Origin of the sequence: Bacteroides zoogleoformans (assembly GCF_002998435.1) — a bacterium.
Taxonomy (GTDB): domain Bacteria; phylum Bacteroidota; class Bacteroidia; order Bacteroidales; family Bacteroidaceae; genus Bacteroides; species Bacteroides zoogleoformans.
In genome coordinates this window covers 3049760-3072371 of record NZ_CP027231.1, presented here as the reverse complement: position 1 = coordinate 3072371, position 22612 = coordinate 3049760, and the positions used below count along the sequence as shown (strand labels likewise).

The 22612-nt window shown below is 42.7% G+C and carries 19 protein-coding genes; all 19 read right to left on the bottom strand.

All coding sequences use genetic code 11. The annotated features are described in order from the left end of the window. Window positions 1-4: 4 nt before the first annotated feature. On the bottom strand, window positions 5-3091 hold the full coding sequence (locus C4H11_RS12890; RefSeq protein ID WP_106042599.1) for an efflux RND transporter permease subunit: 3087 nt from the start codon (window positions 3089-3091) through the stop codon (window positions 5-7). A gap of 13 nt (window positions 3092-3104) precedes the next feature. Further along, window positions 3105-4184, bottom strand: coding sequence for an efflux RND transporter periplasmic adaptor subunit (locus C4H11_RS12885; RefSeq protein ID WP_106042596.1), 1080 nt, complete (start codon window positions 4182-4184; stop codon window positions 3105-3107). A 136-nt stretch (window positions 4185-4320) separates the two neighbouring features. Beyond that, on the bottom strand, window positions 4321-5937 hold the full coding sequence (locus C4H11_RS12880) for an O-antigen ligase family protein (protein ID WP_106042594.1): 1617 nt from the start codon (window positions 5935-5937) through the stop codon (window positions 4321-4323). Then, window positions 5934-6821: a signal peptidase I gene (gene lepB / locus C4H11_RS12875; protein ID WP_106042592.1), complete on the bottom strand. Its 888-nt coding sequence runs from the start codon at window positions 6819-6821 to the stop codon at window positions 5934-5936. The genes C4H11_RS12880 and lepB overlap by 4 nt, the downstream gene beginning before the upstream one ends. 60 nt (window positions 6822-6881) lie before the next feature. Beyond that, window positions 6882-8765 (bottom strand): transglutaminase-like domain-containing protein, encoded by a 1884-nt coding sequence (locus tag C4H11_RS12870; protein ID WP_106042591.1) that lies wholly within the window; start codon window positions 8763-8765, stop codon window positions 6882-6884. 86 nt (window positions 8766-8851) lie between these two features. Beyond that, on the bottom strand, window positions 8852-9541 hold the full coding sequence (locus tag C4H11_RS12865) for a DUF1573 domain-containing protein (protein WP_234819835.1): 690 nt from the start codon (window positions 9539-9541) through the stop codon (window positions 8852-8854). A gap of 160 nt (window positions 9542-9701) precedes the next feature. After that, entirely contained in the window at window positions 9702-10850 is a 1149-nt protein-coding gene (locus C4H11_RS12860; RefSeq protein ID WP_106042587.1) for a 6-bladed beta-propeller, read from the bottom strand. Between the two features lie 104 nt (window positions 10851-10954). Beyond that, entirely contained in the window at window positions 10955-11215 is a 261-nt protein-coding gene (locus C4H11_RS12855) for an NVEALA domain-containing protein (protein ID WP_106042585.1), read from the bottom strand. 346 nt (window positions 11216-11561) lie between these two features. Further along, complete coding sequence (locus C4H11_RS12850) at window positions 11562-12608, bottom strand: BF3164 family lipoprotein (protein ID WP_106042583.1); 1047 nt, start codon at window positions 12606-12608, stop codon at window positions 11562-11564. 131 nt (window positions 12609-12739) lie between these two features. Beyond that, window positions 12740-12985 carry an NVEALA domain-containing protein gene (locus tag C4H11_RS12845; protein ID WP_106043429.1) on the bottom strand — a complete coding sequence of 82 codons (246 nt, stop codon included), beginning with the start codon at window positions 12983-12985 and terminating at the stop codon, window positions 12740-12742. Window positions 12986-13388: 403 nt separating this feature from the next. Then, window positions 13389-14474 (bottom strand): IS110 family RNA-guided transposase, encoded by a 1086-nt coding sequence (locus tag C4H11_RS12840; protein ID WP_106039978.1) that lies wholly within the window; start codon window positions 14472-14474, stop codon window positions 13389-13391. Window positions 14475-14806: 332 nt separating this feature from the next. Next, entirely contained in the window at window positions 14807-15691 is an 885-nt protein-coding gene (locus tag C4H11_RS12835) for a DUF1573 domain-containing protein (RefSeq protein WP_106042581.1), read from the bottom strand. Next, window positions 15684-16877 (bottom strand): 6-bladed beta-propeller, encoded by a 1194-nt coding sequence (locus C4H11_RS12830; RefSeq protein WP_106042580.1) that lies wholly within the window; start codon window positions 16875-16877, stop codon window positions 15684-15686. Before C4H11_RS12830 ends, C4H11_RS12835 begins: the two co-directional genes overlap by 8 nt. Before the next feature lie 129 nt (window positions 16878-17006). Further along, window positions 17007-17288, bottom strand: a complete 282-nt coding sequence (locus C4H11_RS12825) for an NVEALA domain-containing protein (protein WP_106042579.1) — start codon at window positions 17286-17288, stop codon at window positions 17007-17009. Window positions 17289-17477: 189 nt separating this feature from the next. Further along, window positions 17478-18554: a BF3164 family lipoprotein gene (locus C4H11_RS12820; RefSeq protein ID WP_106042576.1), complete on the bottom strand. Its 1077-nt coding sequence runs from the start codon at window positions 18552-18554 to the stop codon at window positions 17478-17480. Beyond that, on the bottom strand, window positions 18544-18768 hold the full coding sequence (locus C4H11_RS12815) for an NVEALA domain-containing protein (protein ID WP_106042574.1): 225 nt from the start codon (window positions 18766-18768) through the stop codon (window positions 18544-18546). The genes C4H11_RS12820 and C4H11_RS12815 overlap by 11 nt, the downstream gene beginning before the upstream one ends. 391 nt (window positions 18769-19159) lie before the next feature. Continuing rightward, complete coding sequence (locus C4H11_RS12810; RefSeq protein WP_106042572.1) at window positions 19160-20263, bottom strand: helix-turn-helix domain-containing protein; 1104 nt, start codon at window positions 20261-20263, stop codon at window positions 19160-19162. 206 nt (window positions 20264-20469) lie between these two features. Beyond that, window positions 20470-21282 (bottom strand): glucosamine-6-phosphate deaminase, encoded by an 813-nt coding sequence (gene nagB, locus C4H11_RS12805; RefSeq protein ID WP_106042570.1) that lies wholly within the window; start codon window positions 21280-21282, stop codon window positions 20470-20472. An 80-nt stretch (window positions 21283-21362) separates the two neighbouring features. Next, window positions 21363-22562 (bottom strand): FprA family A-type flavoprotein, encoded by a 1200-nt coding sequence (locus C4H11_RS12800; protein ID WP_106042568.1) that lies wholly within the window; start codon window positions 22560-22562, stop codon window positions 21363-21365. Window positions 22563-22612 lie beyond the last annotated feature (50 nt).

Genomic DNA, 22612 nt, shown 5'->3' with positions numbered 1-22612 from the left:
ATTATCAAATCTTCTTGTCTAAAATACTCTTCTCTCTTTGAATAAACCAATATATCAACGGGATAATGAATAAACTCACCAGCGTTCCGATCAACATGGTTCCAATCATCGCTATGGAAAGCGGTTTCTGCAACTCCGAACCCATATCGAATGAAAACAGTAACGGCACCATGGCAAATATGGTGGTCAGCGAGGTCATGATAATAGGGCGAAGCCTCCTTCGGCCGGCTTCGTGAATGGCCTCCAGCAAAGGCATTCCCGTCTTTCTCAATTCATTGACGGCATCTATCTTCAGGATGGAGTCGTTGATGATGATACCGCACGTCACAATCAGTCCGATGGCAGACATCAGGTTCAGCGTATGTCCGCACGCCCACAACAGCAACAATGCGAAAGCCACATCCACCGGTATTTCGAGCAAAACGATAAGCGGTTGTACAAAGCTCTCGAACTGGGCGGCAAGAATAAAGTACATCAACAAAATAGAAATGAAAAGAATCACGACCAATTCATTCAGCATCTTCCGGTTTGAGAAGAAGCTTCCTGAAAAAGCCGTATCCCAATCTCCCGTAGCATCTGCCTCCTGCTTCACACTCTCCATCAATGGTGTGGCATCGGCCACTTCATAGAAACGGAACGGAATGTATTCGCCGTTGCGCCCCGATGTTATCGTCTTCAAGTCCTCCGCCGGCGTCATCTGTATCAACTCACGCAGCGGGACATACTCTTTCTCCCCCTTAGCATCCGGACGGGTCTGTATCAATGTCCGGCGCAACACATCATTTACAGTCTGTTCCTCCCCTACAATACCGATGGACAAATATTGCCTGAAAGAATGTAACACCGCCACACTATTTTCCTTGAATGCAGTCTTCAATTCACGATAAAGTTCATCATACGAAACATTATACAGCAAGAGTTTTTCTTGCTGTATGCTGATGTTCAATTGATTCTCAAAAGCAATGCCTGTAGACGCCATCCCTGTCACTTCGGCAAATCGCTGTTCCAGTCCGCGCAATTCATCCGCCACCGGCATCTTCTCCTTGCTACGGGGATAAAGTTCCGCCACCACATCAGCCTCTCCGGTCACGAAAAGCTTCTCGAATACGGTTTCAGGTGGTGAAAAAGATACTATGGCCAACGGATATTCCCGCTTCACCCACCCGAAAACTCTCTTCTGCAAAGGAGCAATCTTTTCCGGCCCGGCAGTCTTGAAATACAATTCCGCTTCCGACAACGAGAGAGCCTGCTCGCGATCCAACAGATAATCTTGTTGACCGACAGCCGCCGTCTGTTCCACTGTTTCGTCCGCTAACAACTTGAATAGCGCATCTACCCGATGCCTGTTTTCGTCCACATGTATATTTTCATTCCACTCCACACGGGCTATCAATTCGTTTTGGTCTATCTCGGGCATTCGTTCTTTGTCAATGAAATAAAACCAGAAGACACAAAGAGGAACGGATATCACACAAAAAGCGATGCACACCGCCTTATGAGAAAAGACCCAATCGATGCCTGCATCATAAAAACGGTCGAGTGTATGTTCTTTCAACGGATTCTTGATGCGGACGCGGGGCAACCACGCCCTGCCGCGTATCCCCACACGATAGACCAGCATGTAAAGCACCGGCAGCAGCATGATACCCGTGAAGTAAGAAACCGACAGCCCCACAGTGACGGCAAACGCTTGGTCATAAAAAAGTGCCCCGGCAATGCCGCTCATAAATATCAATGGCAGAAACACGGCAACGGTAGTCAGCGACGAACTCAGCATCGGCGTAATCACCTCGCTCGTGCCCGCTACACAAGCCCGCTTCAGCGAATATCCCCGCTCGCGATATTGCGAAATATTCTCCGTCACGATAATGCTGCTGTCAATCATCATGCCCAACGCCAGAATCAGTCCGGAGAGGGAGATGATATTGAGCGACATCTTGAACAGATAGAAGAACAAGAAACAGATCACAATAGATACCACCATGCTCAATCCGATGATGAAGGGAGACTTCACATCCCCCAGAAAGAGCACAGCCACGATGCAGATAAACAGGAAACCCAACGAAAGATTCTGTTGCAGGTTGGAGATGGTATAATCCAGCAATTCCGTCTGATCGCGGCTGACACTGAATTCAATCTCCGGATATACCGCCTTGAAATATTCCATTGTGCGGTCTATGGCAAGCTTCATATCATCCATGTTCTCGTCCGCCTGCTTGATGACGGCCAAAGTAACGGCACGTTTGCCATTGCTCATCGAAACTCCCGTTTCCTCGACAGGCACAATGTCCACACGGCAAAAATCCCCCAGACGGATAATGCGTCCCTCCTTGCGCAGCAGAATGTTTCTTACATCCTCTTCCGTCCGCAACAAGGTGGAAAATTTAATGTTATACTCATAATAACCGTCGCGCACGGTCATACTTCCCGGCTCCACATTGTTCTGAGCCAATGTCTTCTCCAGTTCTTCTATGGAAAGTCCCAGTACGGCCAGTTTATCAGGGTCAGGTGTAATCTGCAACCGACGTTGCTGCAGACCGGTTACATCCACCATCGCCACCTCGGTCAGCTGCTCGATACGGCGTTTTATCACATTCTCGGCAAACTCGCACAAATCAAGGAAAGCACGTTCATCCGTCTTGCCGTATACACTGTCATTCTTCAGCGTCAGATTAAGGTAGAACACCGGAATATCCGTAACACTCGCCTTTATCACTTTCGGACGGTCGGTATCCTTGGGCAGATAGTTCATGGCGGCATCAATCTTTTCGTTCACCTCGATGAAAGCAAGGTCGGTATTGGTTCCATAATCAAAGTTCAGGCGAATGATCCCCGCCCCATCGCGCGTCTCGCTGTTCATATCTTTCAGCTTAGCCACCTGAATGAGCTGCTGACGCAAAGGTTTCACCACGGTATTTTCCAGTTCACGCGCCGAAGTGTTTTGCGCCGACACCTGTACGGTGATCTCCGGGATGGCAATATCGGGCAACAAAGATACCGGCAAAGTGAAATAAGTCACCATCCCGACGATGAAGCATGCCGTGAATGCCATCAGCACGGCAATAGGCCGTTGTATCAAAAATTTAACCATCAATCTCCCGTTTTCAGTTTCCCATTCCTACGACTGAAACCGGTGCTTCATGCGCCAGATTCACATTTCCCGTCACAATCACCGTATCGCCTTCCTGCAAGGCATCCGCCGTCACCGTATAGCTTTTTGTGTTTTCCAATCCGGTCTGCACATAGTTCCATTGTGCCCTCCCATCTTTCAAGGTGAACACCACCTGTTTGCCCGAACGCAACACCACGGCACTTTTGGGTATCACAAGCTGCTTGCCCAACGAGCGGTGCACATGTACCCTGACATTCATGCCACTGAACAATTTTCCTTTATCGCTTACCGCCGCTTTCACCTTTACCATCCCCTTCTCGTCTACCAAAGGATTGATCTGCGCGATTCGACCCTCTTGCACGACACCGGGTTCCGAATAAGGAGTTACAATCACCCTGTCACCACTCTTTATCAACGGTAGTTCGCTCTCCAAAACCGTAAAATCCACTTCCATTCCCTGAGTGCCGATAATGGAGCAAAAAGCTTTCGATGCATCGGTTTCATTGAAAAGCTTGGAAAAAAGATTCGCCACTACTCCATCGAAAGGGGCAGTCAGCGTAGCATGTTCCTCTTCGTATTCCGCAAGTTCATATTGAGAGAGAGCCTGATCATAACCACTCTTCACACGGGCCAACTTCATGATGTCGGCGGGTATATTCTCCTTGCTGTCCACCGGATATCCCTGCCCGATCAGCACATCCTGCAACTCAAGCTTCGCTTTTTCCAAAGTCTCCGCAGCTTGTGCTTTCTTATTCTTCAAACGAAACTTATCCAGTTCTGCCAACTTTTGGCCTTTCACCACACGGTCGCCGTTCTTCACGTAGATATGCGCCACCACTCCCGCCGTTTCAAACCTCAAATCGGCCATCGCTTCGGCACTCACCTTTCCGTTGCTCACCAATTCATGGTCAAAGACCTCCCGTTTCAAGATTTGTACGGTCACTTCGTTCTTATTATCCGGCAATACGGTCGCCACCCCCGCTTCGGCGGCATCTTCTTTCTTACCTCCGGAGCAGGCCGTTAGCAGGCCGACCGCCATGCAGAGCAGGTATCTATGACTCTGTGCTTTCATGTTCACACTCTATTATTCAAGTAAATAATGTCACTAAATTACTAATTAAATTGAGAGCCTGTTTAATTTCCTTCAAAAAGTTTCTTTATCCGGCTCCTTTTCAACCTTTCCCTCTTTTTATTCCTCCATAGCCCGTTTATTCCTTTTTTCTCATTTCCTCTTTCATTTGGCGTATGGCGGTGGAATGCACTTTCGGTTCCTTCGTCAACACAATCTGTTTCATCTTTTTAAACTTTTCCGGCTGCCTGAAATCCGGCTCAGCATAAAGCTTAGCCAACAAATAGTAAGGGTAAATACGTCCCGGCAGGTAATGTATAGAACGGATGAACCATTTTTCCGCAGTCCGATAGCCGCCTGTTTGCTGGTAGTTCTTACCTATAATATTCAGTATCATAGGGTCATTGCTCCGCTGTAAAGCCTCTTTCAGAATGAGGTTGGAGGCTTCAAACTTTTGTGCCTTATGCAACACATGTCCATATTCAAATAAAAATGCAGCACGCTCTTTCAGCAAAGGATATAGGCGTTCATAATCTTTCTCCACCACTTGGCTGGCACCAGCATTATACAACACCTTTGCATTCATCCATTCGCGGCAAGCCTGCTCCACTCGTAAATCGTTCTTCAGACGAAAACCGGCAACTCCCGCCACCACTATTGCCAATATCAGCCATTGCCAACGATTACTGTCCGAAACACAAGCCGCAAGCAATGCCACCGATGTCACAATGAACACCGGCAGTTGTAGCGGATAAGAAGAAAAGGAAAAGACCATCAAAGAGAGAATAGCTCCGCAGATGCCATAACGCCCCTTCCGCATCCCCACGCAAAGACAGAGCACGACAATGCCCAGTAGGCACAAAGCCAATGGAATACCCAACTCCACTGCCATTTGCAGATATTCATTGAAAGCATATTCGGGACTTCCCGCCACACGTTCCTCCCACTCTTCATAATCACCCGCTGCAAAATACGCTTCCTGCGCATTACCGTATGCCGCAGCAAAAAGTCCCACGCCATGTCCCGTCAACGGCTTCTCTGCAATGGCCATGCAAGTCATCCTCCACATAAACAGCCGTCCGCGTGCCGAGTCGGGCTTCAAAGCGAACAACAAGCCACCGGCCAATGCCAAGACACACAATCCACCGGTCGCCGTCATTGCCATCTGCCCTTTGTGCCATCGCCAATAAGCGCATAGCCTATCTTTCCAATCTTTATGCAAGCCATACACCCACAAGCAAGAAACTCCTGCCGCCAGCCAGGCAGAGCGGCTCATGCCTGCCGGAAGCGCACAAACGATCAGCAGCCCCACACCACCCGAAACCACACATCCCGCAGTTTTTTTTTCTTTCTTACAGCCTGCCATCCATTGATGCAGGCATAGCGGAAGCACCATGGCCAGATAGCCCGAATAAGGACCCGGATTGAAAAAAGAGCCGGTCAAGGCAAACAAAGAATGACGGGAAACAACAAAACCGTAGAGCTGGCACACACCCCATGCGGCCTCCACTCCACCCCCAAAAATCAATGCCCAAGAAATGCAGTTTTCTAAATCACACCCCTCTCTCTTTGTCCGAAACGCCCACGACACCAAAAAGCAAAATGCAGCCGTTAAAGCTGCCTTGTCAAACCAAACCCACTGCCCTATGGTTTCCGCATTGGGCAATCCGGAAGAAGTGGCGCATACCAAAGACAATAAGACCACGCAAGCCATGCCTTCCGATACTCCTGTCAATATATTCCTCACCGCCATCATTCTATTCCTTTAAATATCCTGTGCCATCTCACTTTACCCCTATCCACATCCACCGATTTCCACACCATCCATGCGCGCCCCACGATGAAAGGTTCGGGCAACAATCCCCAGTAGCGGGAATCCTGTGAATTCTCGGCCTTATCACCCGCTACGAAATAATAGTTCTCACAAAAGCGATATTCATGTATCACACTGTCGTTCAACGACACATTTCCGACTTCATCTATCCGCAACCGGCTTTTCTGCTCCCACCCCACCAATTGCCTGTACAGCAACCACGACAAGCTATCCATCTTCACCACCTGCCCTTTGGCAGGAACGGGCAACGGCCCAAACTCCTTCACCGTCCACCCCTTTTTTTTGTTCCACGGAAAAGTGTTCATTTCCACACCCGTTGCGCCACTGTCCGGCAATTGTGCAATTTCTCTTTGGGCAGGCAGGTAACCCACCGCCTCATCGTGCCCGAAAATCTTGTAATACCCTCCCTTTATCTCCAGCGTATCGCCCGGCACGGCCACACAACGCTTCACGTAATATCTCATCACATCAAATGAAATGCTGTCCCATCGTTGCGGCCGATAAGGAAAGTTAAACACCAGCACATCGTTCCGTCTAAACTTCCGCCATCCCGGCACACGGTGTATCTCCACCTCCTTTCCGTCCACGGCATCAAAGATATTGAACAAACGTGCGCCACCCGAACATTTATCCACCAGAATGCAGTCTCCCGGCCACAACGAAGGCTGCATGGAGTCCGAAGGAATCTTGAAAGAGGTAACAACAAACACCTGCAACACAACCAGTATCACAGCAAGCATACACAAGTAAAACAACACGTTTACCATTCTGTCCAGTCTCTTAAATAATCGCTTTCGCTCCTTCATCGTACTTCTCTTTTTGGTACACAATATTATCGGCCAGCTTTTCTTTTCAATCCGTATTATTTATCTTAAATGTCCCAGAAAATATTGTTTTCCTCCTTCCCACAAAAATATTTGCTCTTCTATTCCTTTCGTACAATTGTGTAACCTCAATACCGCATTCCCCGGCACTCCGTCAAACTCCACAAAGTCATCATCAGCCATTTTCCGTCCCAAAGAAACCCATCCCTCTGTTCCATTTTGGTATAACAACTCATACACTTCACCCTTTGTCACAAAATTATCATCATTGCGTGGCGTGAACTTCATCCCTCCCAACCTAACAGAAGCCCCCAAATCAAACAACAACTCCACCTCGCTTTTATACGATTGATAAAAAGAAAGCCTATCATTATCCCATGCTTTTTCTATTCCAAACTGCGTTCCTTTCGCTTCCGGAACAGCTTCCTCCACCACTCTGAAATCCACCTTTTCCATTCCGAGGGTATCGGTATAAAATTCCATTTCGGCAATTTCCAAACGTCTCTTCAAAGGTGAACAAATCCTGATATACCTGTATGCAGACGCCGAATGCATCTTTATGTATCGTGTCAAATCCAGCGTACTGTCATTCAACACCGCCAATATCTCCGCATTTACAAAATCTTTTCGATTGCATCCTTCCAAACGCATGCCATTCATTCCATAAAGGTGATTTTTCTGATGCACCGTTATCGGATATTTACGGTTAAGCCTGACTTTCAGCCGACAAACAGTGTCAGGTTCAAATACCCTTACTTCTTTTCCGTCCGGCATAAAGCAATAACCATTCTCAATCCACCTCTCTCCGTTTCTTCCCACCGGCATATAGATAACATCAGGTTCTATGTTCTGCACAATCCCATACTTCCCCTTAGCAGCGTAGCGGGCTATCGGCATCCAGCCTTCAAAAGCATACATGGCGAGAAATCCATCACCTTTCCGCTGCACCGGAAAACTAACACTGTTATTGCCGAAATACTCCTCTGTCACATCGCATAAATAAAAGTCACCGTCATAAGCAGGTATTTCCGCCTGATCAAAAAAAGAGCGATACACTTTCCCCTTACGCCTCCAGTTTTTCCAATCACGTTTCACCTCGGCTTTGTTATATTCTATCGGAATTGTCGCTCCTGTAGTATCTTTCAGCATATTCCATACATGCGAATGCCTCACCTCCGGCGAGTATTTGTACTGATCTATAGCCGAAGGAATACCCAGTGCACGCAATAAATAAAGCACAAAGTCACAATACTCATGACATGTACCTACCCTGCATTCCAACAAGAAAAGCGCACCATGATGAGGAAGATTGAAATCCGCAGAGTATTTGTATCCGGTACGAACTATCGGATGTTCCATTATCTTCGCCGCCGCCTCTACCACATCTGTTCCTGTGTAGATTGAATCAAGCAGTGGCAAAAAACGAGCTTTGTACACTTTCCTCCACCGTTCCAACGGTTCGTCTGCAATACGATAAGGAAGTATATATTTACAGAAATCTTCGAAAGAATAATATTTTCCCCAAGGAACTTCTTGCCATGTTTCAAAAGCAATATCAATATTCTCTATCAGATAATCGGCAGTCATTATCTGTGCGTCATATCTCTTTGGCAGTGTTTCGCGCGAAATCCGTTTCCACTTCTGTACAACCTCTTTCTTATCAGCCCATGTGTCCCTCAGAGCCTGCCTCACACTATCTGCTTCCGACAGCACGTAAGCAAACTTTTCTTTCATATTGGCAATAAGAAAGCGAGCGGCACGTAATTTCAGTTCATCATGTTTATAGTATTCCAAGACTTGTTCCAGCTCTGCTCTATTCTCACCGGCAAATACCAATGTTTCTTCCACTCTGCGCTCCTCTCTTGTTGTGCAAGCAGCCAAACAGCACCCCAACCATATCAGCATGGATATATAAACTTGCTTCATGTTAACTTATTCTTATAACCAAAGGAGTATCTTTCTCTCTTATGTTTTCCAATCTTTTTAATACGTCTTCAGATAAGTGCTTTTTCCTATTTTGCATTCCCGCTAACGTATAATATTATCGGAGATTCTTTTACATTACAATATACTGTTATCATTCTTTCAAAATAGCCACGTTGTTCAGCTTTATAGCAAACCTTAAGTTCTAACTTCTGCCCAGGTTGTACAGTCTCTTCATCATAAGAAACTGTAGTGCAATCACAAGAAGTCAAAGTACTATCTATAACAAGTGTTTTTTTCCCTATATTTCGTAGGAAAAAACTACGAAATTGAGGAACTTTGTAAGAAAATTCTCCCAAATCAAGCATAGTAGAACTTAAAGACATTTCAGGCTGAGTATTATTGGCTCTTCCCAATTCTTTCTTATAAAGCATCCAAATACTATTATTTCTTATCGGATTCCCAACAAGTATTATCTTATTATCTCTATCTAAAAGAAAAAACTGAAACTTTGAGTCTTTATTCAAACTATTCAAATTATAAAAAGAATTTGTAGTATCTATAAACACCGGATAATCAAATCGATGTTTATTCAACAAGCTTTTTATTACTGAATAATTATTACTATTAATAATGAATAAAAAAGAAACCTCCTCATTCACTTTTCTCATTTCTCTAATCTTTACCGACCACTCGTCCAAAGCCAAGTTACATTCCATACATTTTGCAGAATCTATATAGGCAACCAATTTAAACTCTTTAGATAATAAAGAATCCATTATAACATTGTTCAACATCTCCAATGGAAAAGAAATAGACTTTCCTTGCATTTTACTCACTATGTCTGATATTCTTTCTTTTTCTTTTGAAAAGGGATTGTTTCTGCAAGACATAAAGAAGATGCAACTCAATATAAATAATATACACCTACAACACATCTTATTTTTTCTTCAAATGATAAACAAGTAATACTGTACCACCTTCATTCATTTTTTTTAAGAAAGAGGAAGGTATAACATCTTTTTCTTGCACGTTATCATAAATCATTAGGTTCAATACACAAACAATTTGATTTTCATCCATAAAAACAGGGAAATTAAAGTCTCTAATTGTCAACTTACTAAAAAAATTCAAAACTCCCTCATAGCTTTTAATCATATACTTACCTGTTTTTATATCAAGACAAAACAAAGCTTTATTAGAGCCATAAAACATCGTTGCTAAAAACATTCTACCATTAAAGAAAGGGGTCTCATGGAAATAATTAAATCCACCAAATTTTCTTTCCGAAACAACATTCCTATAATCCATTCTAATATCATCAGGAATCGGCGTGTCATTCAGAGAGAGTATATATCTATTTGCCAATTTACCAGACTGTTCAAATAAAAAAATTTCGTCAGATATTGGATAATGATACACTATATTATTTCCACATCTTCTAAAACTTCCAATTTTAAGCTGCCCCTTGGTATCCGTTTCTTGGAATGGTAATATCTTGTGAATTATATTATATTGTTTATCAACTAATAAGACTTTTGCTTCAGTATAGATACTCCCATCCATTCCTAATAAAAAAGTTGATTCATTAGTTACAACAAAACAGTTTATCCCGGAAAATTTACCAATATAACTATATTCTTCTCGAAAAGAACCATCTAAGTTATATTCAATAATCTTTTTATTACGAATGTCCAAAAGAAAAATACCATGATCATTTACGTCAAAATCAAAGGTTCTGAAAAACTCTCCAGGTCCTCCTCCTTTACTCCCAACCATAAATAAAAACCTTCCTGACAAATCGAAAACTTTTACAGATTCTGTACCAAAAAAATCCAACACATAGATGCGCCCATTTTTTATTATACATTTATTTATATCTTTCAGCAATGCTTCCTCTTTCGAGTCCTCCAAAGATATAAATGAAAGTGAATCTACATATTCACCCATATCAAGAGTTTTAGAGAAAGTATTAACAGAACAAACTTCTTTCATCCCATCAGAAATAACAAAATTCACCTTTTCTTTATTTTTGCAAGCAACAAGAATAATAGATAGAACAAGCGTTAAACATAAGCTACGAAACATTTCTCTTCCTTTTTTTAATTATACAAATTAAGTTTCGTGATTTTATTTATCTGAAAAATTCAAACATAGAACCACGAAACTTAAGAAATCATATTACCATCTCATTATTTACATAAGACAGCTGTACACGGAGCGGTATTTTCGCATTTACAATGTATCCCGTCACCAGTAAACCAGAAAGGACAATCATACAATTCACTTGGGCCGCTATTACCATTACTATTAGCTTCGTCTCGTGCCAGTGCTTCCACATTAGCCAGCAATAAGTCAGACACCGTTTCTGCTCTCTGCGACTGATAGGCATTGTAGCCTGCAAATACTGCAACTACGGCAACTATCAAAATTGCAAAAATTTTCTTACTCATGTTTCTTTTTTTATGAGTTTAATAATCTGTTTTTCATTTCTTTCCGTATCTATCCTTTCAACGGAAAACGCAAGCATATTGCGTATTCACGATTTATCTGCTACCTTTGCCGTGACCTCCTTTCTTTAGCGGGTTATGGAATGGGTGAAACCGAATGTTCCTCAAACAACGCTTTGTCACCCATTCCTTTTATTTATATTCACACAAATCTTGTATTATTTATCAAATGATGGAAGCAAAAATCTAAAAAAGATACAGAAACGGCAAATTTCCTGCCTGACAAAGTCTGACAAACACTCTTTTTTCTTCATTGTCAGACTTTGTCGGGTGATATCAAAATGACATTTCAATAAGTATATTCCACAATATGATTGTCAGGCCGATTGCTCACACCATAAATTTTATTTCGTTTTTTATCCACACAGAAAGTAAATATAGGGGCATCCAGAATATAAATTGTCTGCGGAACACCATCCCACGAGAAAGAAAACAATCTCTTGCAGAACGAGCTATGATCCTTTTCATCTACATACCCTCCATTATACAATACAAATAATTTATCACCTGCACTTTCCGGTGCAAAATAGGCATCCCGGTTCTTTCCCTTCACTTGCCGGGAAGTAATTCCATTTGCATCATGCACCTCTTTAAAATAAGAGAAGAAATGCTCCGGACCATGTATTCTCTTTTGCAACACTCCGGCAGCATTGTATATATCAATCAAGTCCGTCATATAATAACAAATGGCCAACCTATCCGTTCCATTGGAAGCAAATCCCATATAATAGGCATCCGTCCTTTCCATGTCAGAATAATCTATGGTCGAAACGGGGAAACCGGCAAATTCATTAACTTTTTTTCCCGTCCCATCAAAAACATACAATTGATGCTCTTTAAAATACGGATAGCCTACCAGTTTATCGCCAAGTATTTGCATGCTGGAGTTCACATTCTCCTCCAACTTTGTCTTGGTTGTCGGACGGGGTTCTGCATTTTCAATAAAATCCCTCAAGTCGTATTTATAAACTACAGAGGTTGCCATATCGACTATCTGCACACATGTTCCATCATTGTCAATAAACGAGGGCATCAACATTTCATCCGGGCCTTGTCCCCTTACCAGACGTTCGCCTATTTTCTTTCTTGTATTCAGATTATACACATTGCATAACTTCTCTCCTCCATATTCCAATGTAACCAATATGGAGTCATAAACTTGCAATTCGCTCGGATTCATGACCAAGTCATCAAATTCCAACAAATTTCCTTTCAATTCTATTTCAGCCTCAAAATCATTAAAACCAAAAATACGGGCATCCATATATCTATCTTTCTGCGAACAAGAAAATAGCATACAAGCACCCAATAACAAAAATACGACTTGCTTTTTCATTCTTTTGCTTTTTTAGATGAGGGTGTGTCAAAATGCCCTTTTTGAAAAAACTCCCCCTGCCACAGATAGCTGTAGCAGGGGTAAATTCTTATATTTTGGCATTATGACACACCCTCATCATTCGTTCTATTTTAATTCTTTCTATATGGCTCACAAACGGAGGTAACTCCTCCATAAATTCTTGTACACCTCCAGCCAGAGCAATAGTGACATACTTCTTCACATGAATGGGTTCCACCTTCTCTTGAGGCCAGTGCTTCCACATTAGCCAGCAATAAGTCAGACATCGTTTCCGCTCTCTGCGACTGATAAGCATTGTAGCCTGCAAATGTTGCAACTACTGCAACTATCAAGATTGCAAAAGTTTTCTTTTTCATTATTCTCTTTCCATTTAAAATCCAAACAAAGTTGGATAATTCATTAATAATTAACTTTAGTTTCATATCTTTTTGTCAGGATGTTAAGAGGAAGTAGGCTCTGCTGAGGAGCAACCTACCAGCAATAAGCATCCTAACGGTACGCAGTAATGCTACTTTGGGAGGCGGTTACACGCCTCTCTTTTTGTATTACTGATATCGTCTGATATGGCTAAGAAAACCTAACCATAATCCTATGGTAAAACAAACTTTCCACAGCAGACACCACACAAGGGGCTGCAAGTTCCTTTATCAGTCAAACCATTAATGAGGATTACAAACTTTTTTAAGCGGACTTCAAAGCCGCAAAGTAATGATAGTATTTTCCTCAAAAGAAAGTTGTTTTACCTTATAGGATTCTGTATCATTTGACAACACACGGTATATATTCCTTTTCATGTTTGAGTACATAATATATTCTGTTTACAAGCCGTCTGGCAATCTTTATGATTGACTTCTGGGGATTCATACGTTTACGGTATTCCGTATAGGCTACAGTCATTGCAGGATCCTTACGGATTGCAATCCATGCAGCTTCCACCAACAGGCAGCGGAGCATGAAATGGCGACGTACCGTTATATCTCCTGTGCCGTTACTCTCACCACTCGAATGGCACATGGGTACCAGACCGATGAAGGAAGCCAGATGGTCCTCATTCCTGAAACGGACTATACCGTCAAGTTCAACCATCAGGGTAGCAGCTGTAGTAACGCCTATTCCGGGAACAGAAGTCAGAAGACGTATCGGCCTCTCAAAAGGTGCGTTACGTGATATCTCACGGATGGCACGTGTTTCCTGAAGAAGCATCTTACGCAAACGCACGAACTGCTCCAAGTGCAGTTCCAAAGTCTTCTTGCCATACTCTGTTGAGAGTTCGAGAGAATGAAGCCAAGTCAGGAAACGTTTTGACCAACATCCTATCGAGCATCGGGTAAACTCTTCGGGTATATCCACTCCATGAAAACGAAGCAATGACTTGATGCGGTTCTTCGCACGGGTGCTGTCTTTTACAATCAGGTTTCTCATCCTTATCAAAGAGCGCATTTCCAGGACATCCGCCTTGGGAACGTATATTCCTACCAGCGAACCGGAACGTAATTCACGAGCCAGCTTGTTACAATCCACGGCATCCGTCTTACGAAGTTTTTCCTTACTCATGGTCGGAACGTCGGCTGGATTGACCACGATGTTGGTTATTCCTAAATCCATCAGTTTCTCGTGTATCCAAAAGCCGCAGAATCCGGCTTCATACACAGAGAAGTAATTGGCGCCCGGATAATTGCTGACAAGATACTTGTGCAATGCTTCCGGTTCCGGAATTTGGCTGAATCGATTCAGAACACTATGCTCTGATAAAATTGCAACCGACCAACTCTTCAGGTGGACATCAATTCCTACATAAATATTTTGACCACTGAAATCTAATGTGTTACTTTGTACACGTTTCATAAGCTATATCGTTATGAGTTAATATTGTTGTTATCACTTACAAAGTTAACTATAATGGTATAGCTTTTTTAGGGCTATATTATGTTATCCGTCACTTCCGATTTTAAACATAGGAACTTTTATGAGTTTAATAATCTGTTTTTCATTTCTTTCCGTATCTATCCTTTCAACGGAAAACGCAAGCATATTGCGTATTCACGATTTATCTGCTACCTTTGCCGTGACCTCCTTTCTTTAGCGGGTTATGGAATGGGTGAAACCGAATGTTCCTCAAACAACGCTTTGTCACCCATTCCTTTTATTTATATTCACACAAATCTTGTATTATTTTTTCATTTAGCATCCCCGTTAATCTGCAAAACCAACGGCGAGGTTTCGGCATTGCAATACACCGTGATGGTCTTGTTGAAGTGTTCGGGATGCTCAGCCTTGTAGCTCACCTCCAATACAATCTCTTTATCCGGCTGCACCGGCTCTTTGGAATAGGTTACAGTGGTACAACCACAGGAAGTGGTAACATCCTGAATGAACAAAGGTTTGTTTCCGATATTTTTCAGAGTAAAAAATGTTTTTTGTTCTTTATGCCAATCAAATGTATTAAAAGTCATCATTGATTTATCAACAATTATTTGCGTTTCTATTTTCATATTCCTCATACTATTATTATCAATAAAACCTTTATTCTGAATGATATTGACATATAAATCCCTGACTCCCTGATTAAGAATTGGATTTCCAATAGCTATTACTTTATGAGTTTTATCTATTAAAAAAGTCTGGAAATTCATATCATCAGGAAAATGATTCAATTTATTAAAGTCGTCCTCTTCATCAATACAAACAGGATAAGAAAAATGCACCCGTTTAAGTAATTTAATCAAATATCCCTTATCTTTAGGGTTGAAAATAAACAATATAGGAATTGTATACCCCGACACAGAATCAAGCATGTTTGCAAATTCCGTCCATTTTGGTAAATTCAGCCTACAATCAATGCACCCACTTGAATCAACATAAGAGATTACAGTATATTGGCCATGATTAAAATCATATTCTTCAATGGAATCCGCAATAACATATTGCATCCAATTGTCTGGAAATAAAAAATCTTTTCCATTCCAATCCTTCACTAAATCTTCAATCTTTTTATCTCTTGAACCTGTACAAGAAGACAAAAATAAAATTGAGAAAAAAAATAAGATCCAAAATCTATTCATTTTTCAGTATATATTTTATAACCACAGGATTATCTTCCTCTCGTATGTTTTCTAATCTTTTTAATGCGTCTTCAGACAAATATTTTTTAGTAGTCTCATTGATATATCGATCCAACTCATACGGATATAGAATGGAATAAAGCACATTATCTACAAGATTAAAGCATCTATACATAATTAACGGAGAATTTGGAGTCAAGCCGAATATCTTTTTGGTTTTCCGATTATATATTAAATTGTGAGGAGTTCTATTACAAATAAAATGTACATATACATAAGAATCATTTATTAATCGAATTATGGGCAAAGGATAGTGAGAAGACAACAAATAGTCGTTTTTCTCTTGCATGATAGATACGCTTTTTAACACCTCTTTTCCTTTGGCTGGCTTACTTTTTCCATATAATTCATCTAATTTCTTTTTAGAAACACTCTCTTTCCCAAAATCTAATCTGTAAATAGGAAAGAACCTTCCCTCTTCCACGTTATATTGATAAAAATGGTAATCCATATAATCAGGTGTATAATAGATATTTGAGTCTATTACCTGAAGGCTTTTCCGCATCATATTAGTTTCCGCAATATATCCAGATTTATGATATGGAACATTTGTAATTACAGCCTCATTATTACTGAAATCGTAAACCTTCATGTACAAATCCTCCTCATTTAGACGAACAGGATCTAATGCATATACATTTTCTCTTAATACACTCATTGTTTGAGCCGCAAACCCTACTTCTTGTTTTAATTTTATAGTCTGCTTCCAATGAAATTGTAAGTCATAACAATGAATCGAGCTTGTATGAGCATTATATAGCTCTATGAAGTTGGTATATGGATTATATTCAGCATCCACGGCCATCACATATTCTTTGGGGCCCTCACCAATACAAGAAACCGAGTTGCTACAATGTCTTCCATTCCTATCAAACAAATAAAGAGCAGATCTGCTATCCATTAGCAAAAAAGCATCTATCGCTTTTATATACTGAAATAAAGAGGGCGTTTTCACAAGAATATCACTATCTGTTTCCAAAGGAATAATATCTATACTTTCTAAAAAAGAAGTATCGTTCTTCAATGCACTCTCCCAAGAAATCACATCAATATCTTCTATTTTTTTCTCTTTGGACATACAAGAGAAAAGTAAAAATGGAAATATAAATAAATAAAAATGTTTCATTTATCATTTCATATTAAAAAACCAACTAAAAAGTTTCTTTTCACAATCACACTAAGTTCAAGTTATTTTTCACTCAACACAACTGTAGAAATTTCTCCTTTTTAGTTGGCTAAAATTACAATTTAAATACTACATACAAGGAGAGGTACAATAAAGCCACGTATGTTCAGTACGAACACATCGATATCCAGTATATTCTCCTTGCATACACAAATCCCCTTTCATCCAGCATCTTCCTGGAGAAACGTCACATTCCACTACAACTTCAGGTAACTCATATCTTGCCAACGCTTCCACATTAGCCAACATCAAATCAGACATCATTTCTCCTTTTTGTGACTGATAAACATTGTAGCCTGCAAATACTGCAACTACGGCAACTATCAAAATTGCAAAAATTTTCTTACTCATGTTTAATTTTTTTTGAGTTTAATAATCAGTTTTCATTTCTTTCCGTATCTATCCTTTCAACGGAAAACGCATGCGTATTGCGTATTCACGATTTATCTGCTACCTTTGCCACGACCTCCTTTCTTTAGCGGGTTAATGGAATGGGGGAAACCGAATGTTCCTCAAACAACGCTTTGTCACCCATTCCTTTTATTTATATTCACACAAATCTTTTATTCTATACTCTATGATCGGGTCATCCCGATTGACATCCGTAGCGATGATGATGCCTTTCTCTTCATCCACCGATATGCCATAGACGGCATGGTCTAATACATACTTACACAAAGGTTCGCCATCTAAGCTGAATACATAGATATACTGCCCGCCGTCAGGAAGTTTTGTTCCTTTACGCACACTCGCCGCAATCTCTTTGAAGGGGCGACCATGGAAAACGGCATAGATGGCACTGTCAGTGACCTGCACATCGCTAAAGCCCATGATACCCATGGGCAAACCATAGCCTTCTGAGACAAGGAACTCCGGCTCACCGTGTGGGCCGATGCGCACCACGTGCGTACTATCCCTCAGATTATAAACCTCGACGACCTCGCCCAGCTGTGTGACGGCAGCCAACACCCCGTTGCGCGGATTGTAGTCGATGAAGCTGCGCCAAGCCTGCGCCAATGCAGGACGGGCATTGCGCAGGGCTTCCTCGTCGGCGGACGGAATGCTTCCGAACTTCCCCAGCAGACGGCCTTGCAGACTTACTTGGCAGAAGCGGGCATCACCCGAATAGTCGGGGATGAGAAATGCGGTATCGTCTATCACGGCAAAATCCAACGCCCGAAGTATGTTTTTATCCAAGGATACCGTTTCCCTGCGAAGCAATGAATCGCCGGACAGACCCAACCGGGTGATTTCCGACTTATCGGCGTCGAGCACCCACAAAGCATCTTCTTTCCAACGGACGTTTTCGGCAGAAATCATTTCATGCGGAGCCTCTCCTCGCTTACCGAAAGAAGAGAGGTAATGCCCCTGCGGATAGCTGAAAACATGAAAGAGGTGATCGGTGCCATGCAAATCCAATACCACGGCTTTGTCGCCCTGCACCCTGATGCGGAAAGGATAGCGGAAGACAGCCGTATCCAACGGCAACACCCGCCCCATGAGACTCCGCGTTTCGGGGAAAGCGTCATAAGGAACTCCTTTGCCGGGTGGAGCAGTTGTGCATGCCGCCAATAAAAAAGACAAAAGAAAAATACCTACTGAAAGTTTAATTGCCATAGGCTATTACATAGTACACTTTAACCTGAAACTTAGGGCAATCCACAGAACCTGTTCCGATACAATGAACAAGTGATGACCCTTCACCGGCAGCTAAAGCTTCTATGTTTTCTAACATTAAACCTTCAAATCCTTCACTTTTTGAATTAAAACAGAAAGCGGTTGCCCCCATTACGGCTAAGAACAAGCCCATGAACAAAAATTTCTTTTTCATAATTTCAGATTTTACATTAAATGATGAGAACAAAAATCTGAAAAAGAAAAAGAATCAGCAAATTTTCCACCTGACAAAGTCTGACAAGCCTTCCTTTTCTTCAATGTAAGACATTGTCAGGTGATGTAAAAGCATAGTTGAGAATGTTATGAGTGTTTTTTGGGGGACTTCGTATCTACATAGAACTTGCAAAAAACATAGAGAAAACTTGCACATAGCATAGAGTACAGTTGTTCTCTTCTTGAAGAGAACTCTGCTCGCAACGTGCGAACAGAAATCCGCGCACTACGAACAAACGTCCGCAATGTGCAAACAGACATTCGCACGTTGTGGACAGACATTTAAAAGGACTTTGACAAAGAGTTCGACACACCTGACGAAACCCGGTGCATTATAAAGAACTTTCCCTCGATGAGGCAGGCGGCCTCAGTTGATAAGCCGAAGTGATGTTCACTATTGTCCAGCCGGAAAAAGAGAGTAGATTCTCACGCAATCTTTTGATGGCGGTGTGCACCCTCCCCTCTTGTGCACTTTTATCCCCATTCCACAGCAGGTCGAGAATCTCATCGACGGATAGTGTATATTTCTCCGCATCCAAGAAACCTTGCAATAATTTAGCTCCCTGCGGCGTCAGTTTCAAAAACTCATCCGGATTGTTCGTCCGCTTCAGCATTCCAAGATCTGCATCAAAATGCAAATCTTCGCCCATTTTATAGGTATGCGACTCGGCCTTATCTGCTGCAATTACCGGTATTTCTTTCAGTATAACCGTAGACACCTGTTTTACAAAAAGGCGATGATAAAGCCTGATAAAGTATTCCTGTATAAAAAACAGCAAGCAACAACCTATTATAAGGAGACTCAATAAAAAGACGTCTTTCAAGGAAAAAGTTTTCCACCAAGGATAATAAATATACCCTGTTACCCCTATTTCGGATCTGCCTCCTAAATAATAGGATACAATGCTGTCCGACCGCTGCACGGAGAGAGAATCGGCCGAGTAAGCGTAGGTCTCATGTTCCTGCCAATCGGATACGGAGGTGCGAACTATTGTACTTCCGAAAAATCCTTCTCCAGCCATCAGTTTCTCCCAAAGCACATTAAGAGAATCAGCCTTCAAAGGATCCATTGCCAATACATAAGAATACATACCATGTGTACCAAGAGTGCTTTCTATATTATTCTTATACTTTTCATATGGAATGATAAATTCTTTCTCTCCGAACTCGCTTATAATCTTTCGCTTCACCGATTCTTTCTTATCCTTGTCAAACTTTGAACTGAGTTCAGAAGTTCCCGATAATAAAAAGAATACATCCATCGTATCCCTCTTCTGTAATTCCTGAATCAAAGCCTTCTGAAAAGTATTACATGCCTGCGCCCTCCAATATTCTGTGCGGTTTTGATACAAAGCCCAAGCTGTGACTGTGGCAACAACGATGCCCACAGCGATGTATATCAGCAAGAATTGCACATCTATTTTCTTTTGATCCATATTTGATTTAAAGTTTATTCGTTCCAAAGTTAATTGATTTTTCTTCTAAAAAAAAATAAATATAAAATTATTGATGACCAGCATTTTTCTCACAGCAACTATCCCCCCATATAATCTTCGCGATATTTCCACGCAAACAAAAAAAGCGCAACCCGTTCTGCATCGAACGAATTGCGCCATATAATAAAGCGACAGGAAGAGCCGACTTATTTCAACAAACTTTCCGGTTCCAGATGGTCTGCCTCGATATCCTTGAAGTAGCGGTAAGTGCCCACCTTCAGTTCGTCGGTAGCCGCATCGTCGCAAACGATGATACCCTTTTCGTGCATCTGGAGGGCACTGATGGTCCACATCTGCATAACGGGGCCTTCTACGGCATGATAGAGGGCACGTGCCTTGCCGTGACCGTTGACGATAATCATCACCTCCTTGGCGCTGAGCACTGTGCCCACACCTACGGTAAGCGCTGTCTTGGGCACTTTGTTCACGTCGTTGTCGAAGAAACGCGAGTTGGCGATGATGGTATCGGTAGTCAGCGTCTTCCGGCGGGTGCGCGACGACAGGGAAGAGCCCGGCTCGTTGAAAGCGATGTGTCCGTCGGGTCCGATGCCTCCCATAAAGAGGTCGATGCCGCCGTATGACTTGATTTTTTCTTCATAACGGGCACACTCCTCGTCCAAATCGGCCGCATTGCCGTTCAGGATGTTGGTGTTTTCGAGCAGGATGTCGATGTGGCTGAAGAAATTGTTCCACATAAAAGAGTAGTAGCTTTCGGGGTGTTCCTTAGGCAGCCCCACGTATTCGTCCATATTGAAGGTGACTACGTTGCGGAAAGAAACGATGCCTTTTTTGTTCAGGTCGATCAGTTCTTTGTACATGCCCAAAGGAGAAGAGCCGGTGGGGCATCCCAACACGAAAGGTTTCTCGGGTGTGGGGGCGGCGGCCTTGATTTTTGCAGCCACATAATGTGCCGCCCACTTTGACACGGATTGATAATCCGGTTGAATAATTAGTCTCATTGCGATTGTTTTATTAGGTTAATCAATTTAGAAGTCGGTTTGAATTTATTTTTTCACGTGCTTATCGGAACTTTCCGGCTTTATTTCCGGTCTTTTTTAAGACGTTGGGCCATGGCGCGCGCCAGATGCTCGCATTGCTCGTAAGTGATGTCTTTCATGGATTGCTTCATCTCCACAGGGTCGCCCACCAGCTCGAACTTGCTCTTCTCGGCAAACTCGGCCATACGCTTCACCGCAGCACCCGCCCAACAGAATGAGCCGAAGTAGCCTAAATAACGCCCCTTTACCTCGCGTACAAGAATTTTGGAGAGCAGGGATTCTATCTCCGGATAAACCTGATTGCTATAAGTAGGACTGCCGACGATGAGCCCCCGATACTTGAAGACATCGGCAAGGATGTATGACGGATCGCTCTTGCTCACATGGTGCATCACGATGTTACGGATGCCCTGCGCGGAAAGCTCGGCAGCAATGGCTTCGGCCATCTGTTCCGTATTGCCGTACATGGAGCCGTATGCAATGACCACACCTTCGTCGGCATCATAACGGCTCAGCTTGTCGTAAATGCCCACTACTTTGCCGATGTTTTCCGTCCACACCGGCCCGTGGGTGGAACAGATGGTGGAGATGGGCAGGCTGCTCAGTTTTGCCAAGGCTTTCTGCACCGGAGAGCCGTATTTGCCCACAATGTTGGAATAGTAGCGCACCATCTCGTCCCAACAGCGGTCGGTATTGATGCGGGTGTCGAGGAAGCCGCCGTCCACCGTGCCGAAACAACCGAATCCGTCGCCGGAAAACAGCACGCCTTCCGTTTCGTCGAAGGTCATCATCGTTTCGGGCCAGTGCACCATCGGCGTCATATAGAAACGGAGCTTATGGTGTCCCAAAGCCAGATAATCGCCATCGTTCACCAAATACTGCTCGCCCGTCACACCGTAAAATCCCTCGATCATGCCGAAAGTCTGCTTGTTGCCCACGATGACAATGTCGGGATAATGTTGCTTTATCAGGCGGATGGAACCGGAATGGTCGGGTTCCATGTGATTGATGATGAGATACTGTATGGGGCGTTCGCCGATGATGCTTTTTATCTTACGAAGATAGACTTCGAAATAGCAGATGTCCACCGTATCGACCAATGCCACCGTTTCATCGTCTATCAGGTAAGAATTGTACGAAACGCCATACGGCAACGGCCACATGCCTTCAAATAAATGTTTATTGCGGTCGTTTACTCCCACGTAGTGGATTTTTCCTTTTATCACAGCTTTCGGGTTCATTGTTTTTATTTATTTAGATTGATTCCACGTTTAAACATGCCACAAAAGTA

Bases quoted from the DNA above. Each gene is read 5' to 3' on its own strand.
- C4H11_RS12890 (WP_106042599.1), bottom strand. From the start codon at position 3,091: ATGGTTAAATTTTTGATACAACGGCCTATTGCCGTGCTGATGGCATTC.
- C4H11_RS12885 (WP_106042596.1), bottom strand. From the start codon at position 4,184: ATGAAAGCACAGAGTCATAGATACCTGCTCTGCATGGCGGTCGGCCTG.
- C4H11_RS12835 (WP_106042581.1), bottom strand. From the start codon at position 15,691: ATGAATAGATTTTGGATCTTATTTTTTTTCTCAATTTTATTTTTGTCT.
- C4H11_RS12865 (WP_234819835.1), bottom strand. From the start codon at position 9,541: ATGGATTCTTTATTATCTAAAGAGTTTAAATTGGTTGCCTATATAGAT.
- C4H11_RS12815 (WP_106042574.1), bottom strand. From the start codon at position 18,768: ATGAAAAAGAAATTTTTGTTCATGGGCTTGTTCTTAGCCGTAATGGGG.
- C4H11_RS12850 (WP_106042583.1), bottom strand. From the start codon at position 12,608: ATGAAAAAGCAAGTCGTATTTTTGTTATTGGGTGCTTGTATGCTATTT.
- C4H11_RS12820 (WP_106042576.1), bottom strand. From the start codon at position 18,554: ATGGCAATTAAACTTTCAGTAGGTATTTTTCTTTTGTCTTTTTTATTG.
- C4H11_RS12845 (WP_106043429.1), bottom strand. From the start codon at position 12,985: ATGAAAAAGAAAACTTTTGCAATCTTGATAGTTGCAGTAGTTGCAACA.
- lepB (WP_106042592.1), bottom strand. From the start codon at position 6,821: ATGAAGGAGCGAAAGCGATTATTTAAGAGACTGGACAGAATGGTAAAC.
- C4H11_RS12855 (WP_106042585.1), bottom strand. From the start codon at position 11,215: ATGAGTAAGAAAATTTTTGCAATTTTGATAGTTGCCGTAGTTGCAGTA.
- C4H11_RS12870 (WP_106042591.1), bottom strand. From the start codon at position 8,765: ATGAAGCAAGTTTATATATCCATGCTGATATGGTTGGGGTGCTGTTTG.
- C4H11_RS12860 (WP_106042587.1), bottom strand. From the start codon at position 10,850: ATGTTTCGTAGCTTATGTTTAACGCTTGTTCTATCTATTATTCTTGTT.
- C4H11_RS12840 (WP_106039978.1), bottom strand. From the start codon at position 14,474: ATGAAACGTGTACAAAGTAACACATTAGATTTCAGTGGTCAAAATATT.
- nagB (WP_106042570.1), bottom strand. From the start codon at position 21,282: ATGAGACTAATTATTCAACCGGATTATCAATCCGTGTCAAAGTGGGCG.
- C4H11_RS12810 (WP_106042572.1), bottom strand. From the start codon at position 20,263: ATGGATCAAAAGAAAATAGATGTGCAATTCTTGCTGATATACATCGCT.
- C4H11_RS12825 (WP_106042579.1), bottom strand. From the start codon at position 17,288: ATGAGTAAGAAAATTTTTGCAATTTTGATAGTTGCCGTAGTTGCAGTA.
- C4H11_RS12830 (WP_106042580.1), bottom strand. From the start codon at position 16,877: ATGAAACATTTTTATTTATTTATATTTCCATTTTTACTTTTCTCTTGT.
- C4H11_RS12880 (WP_106042594.1), bottom strand. From the start codon at position 5,937: ATGATGGCGGTGAGGAATATATTGACAGGAGTATCGGAAGGCATGGCT.
- C4H11_RS12800 (WP_106042568.1), bottom strand. From the start codon at position 22,562: ATGAACCCGAAAGCTGTGATAAAAGGAAAAATCCACTACGTGGGAGTA.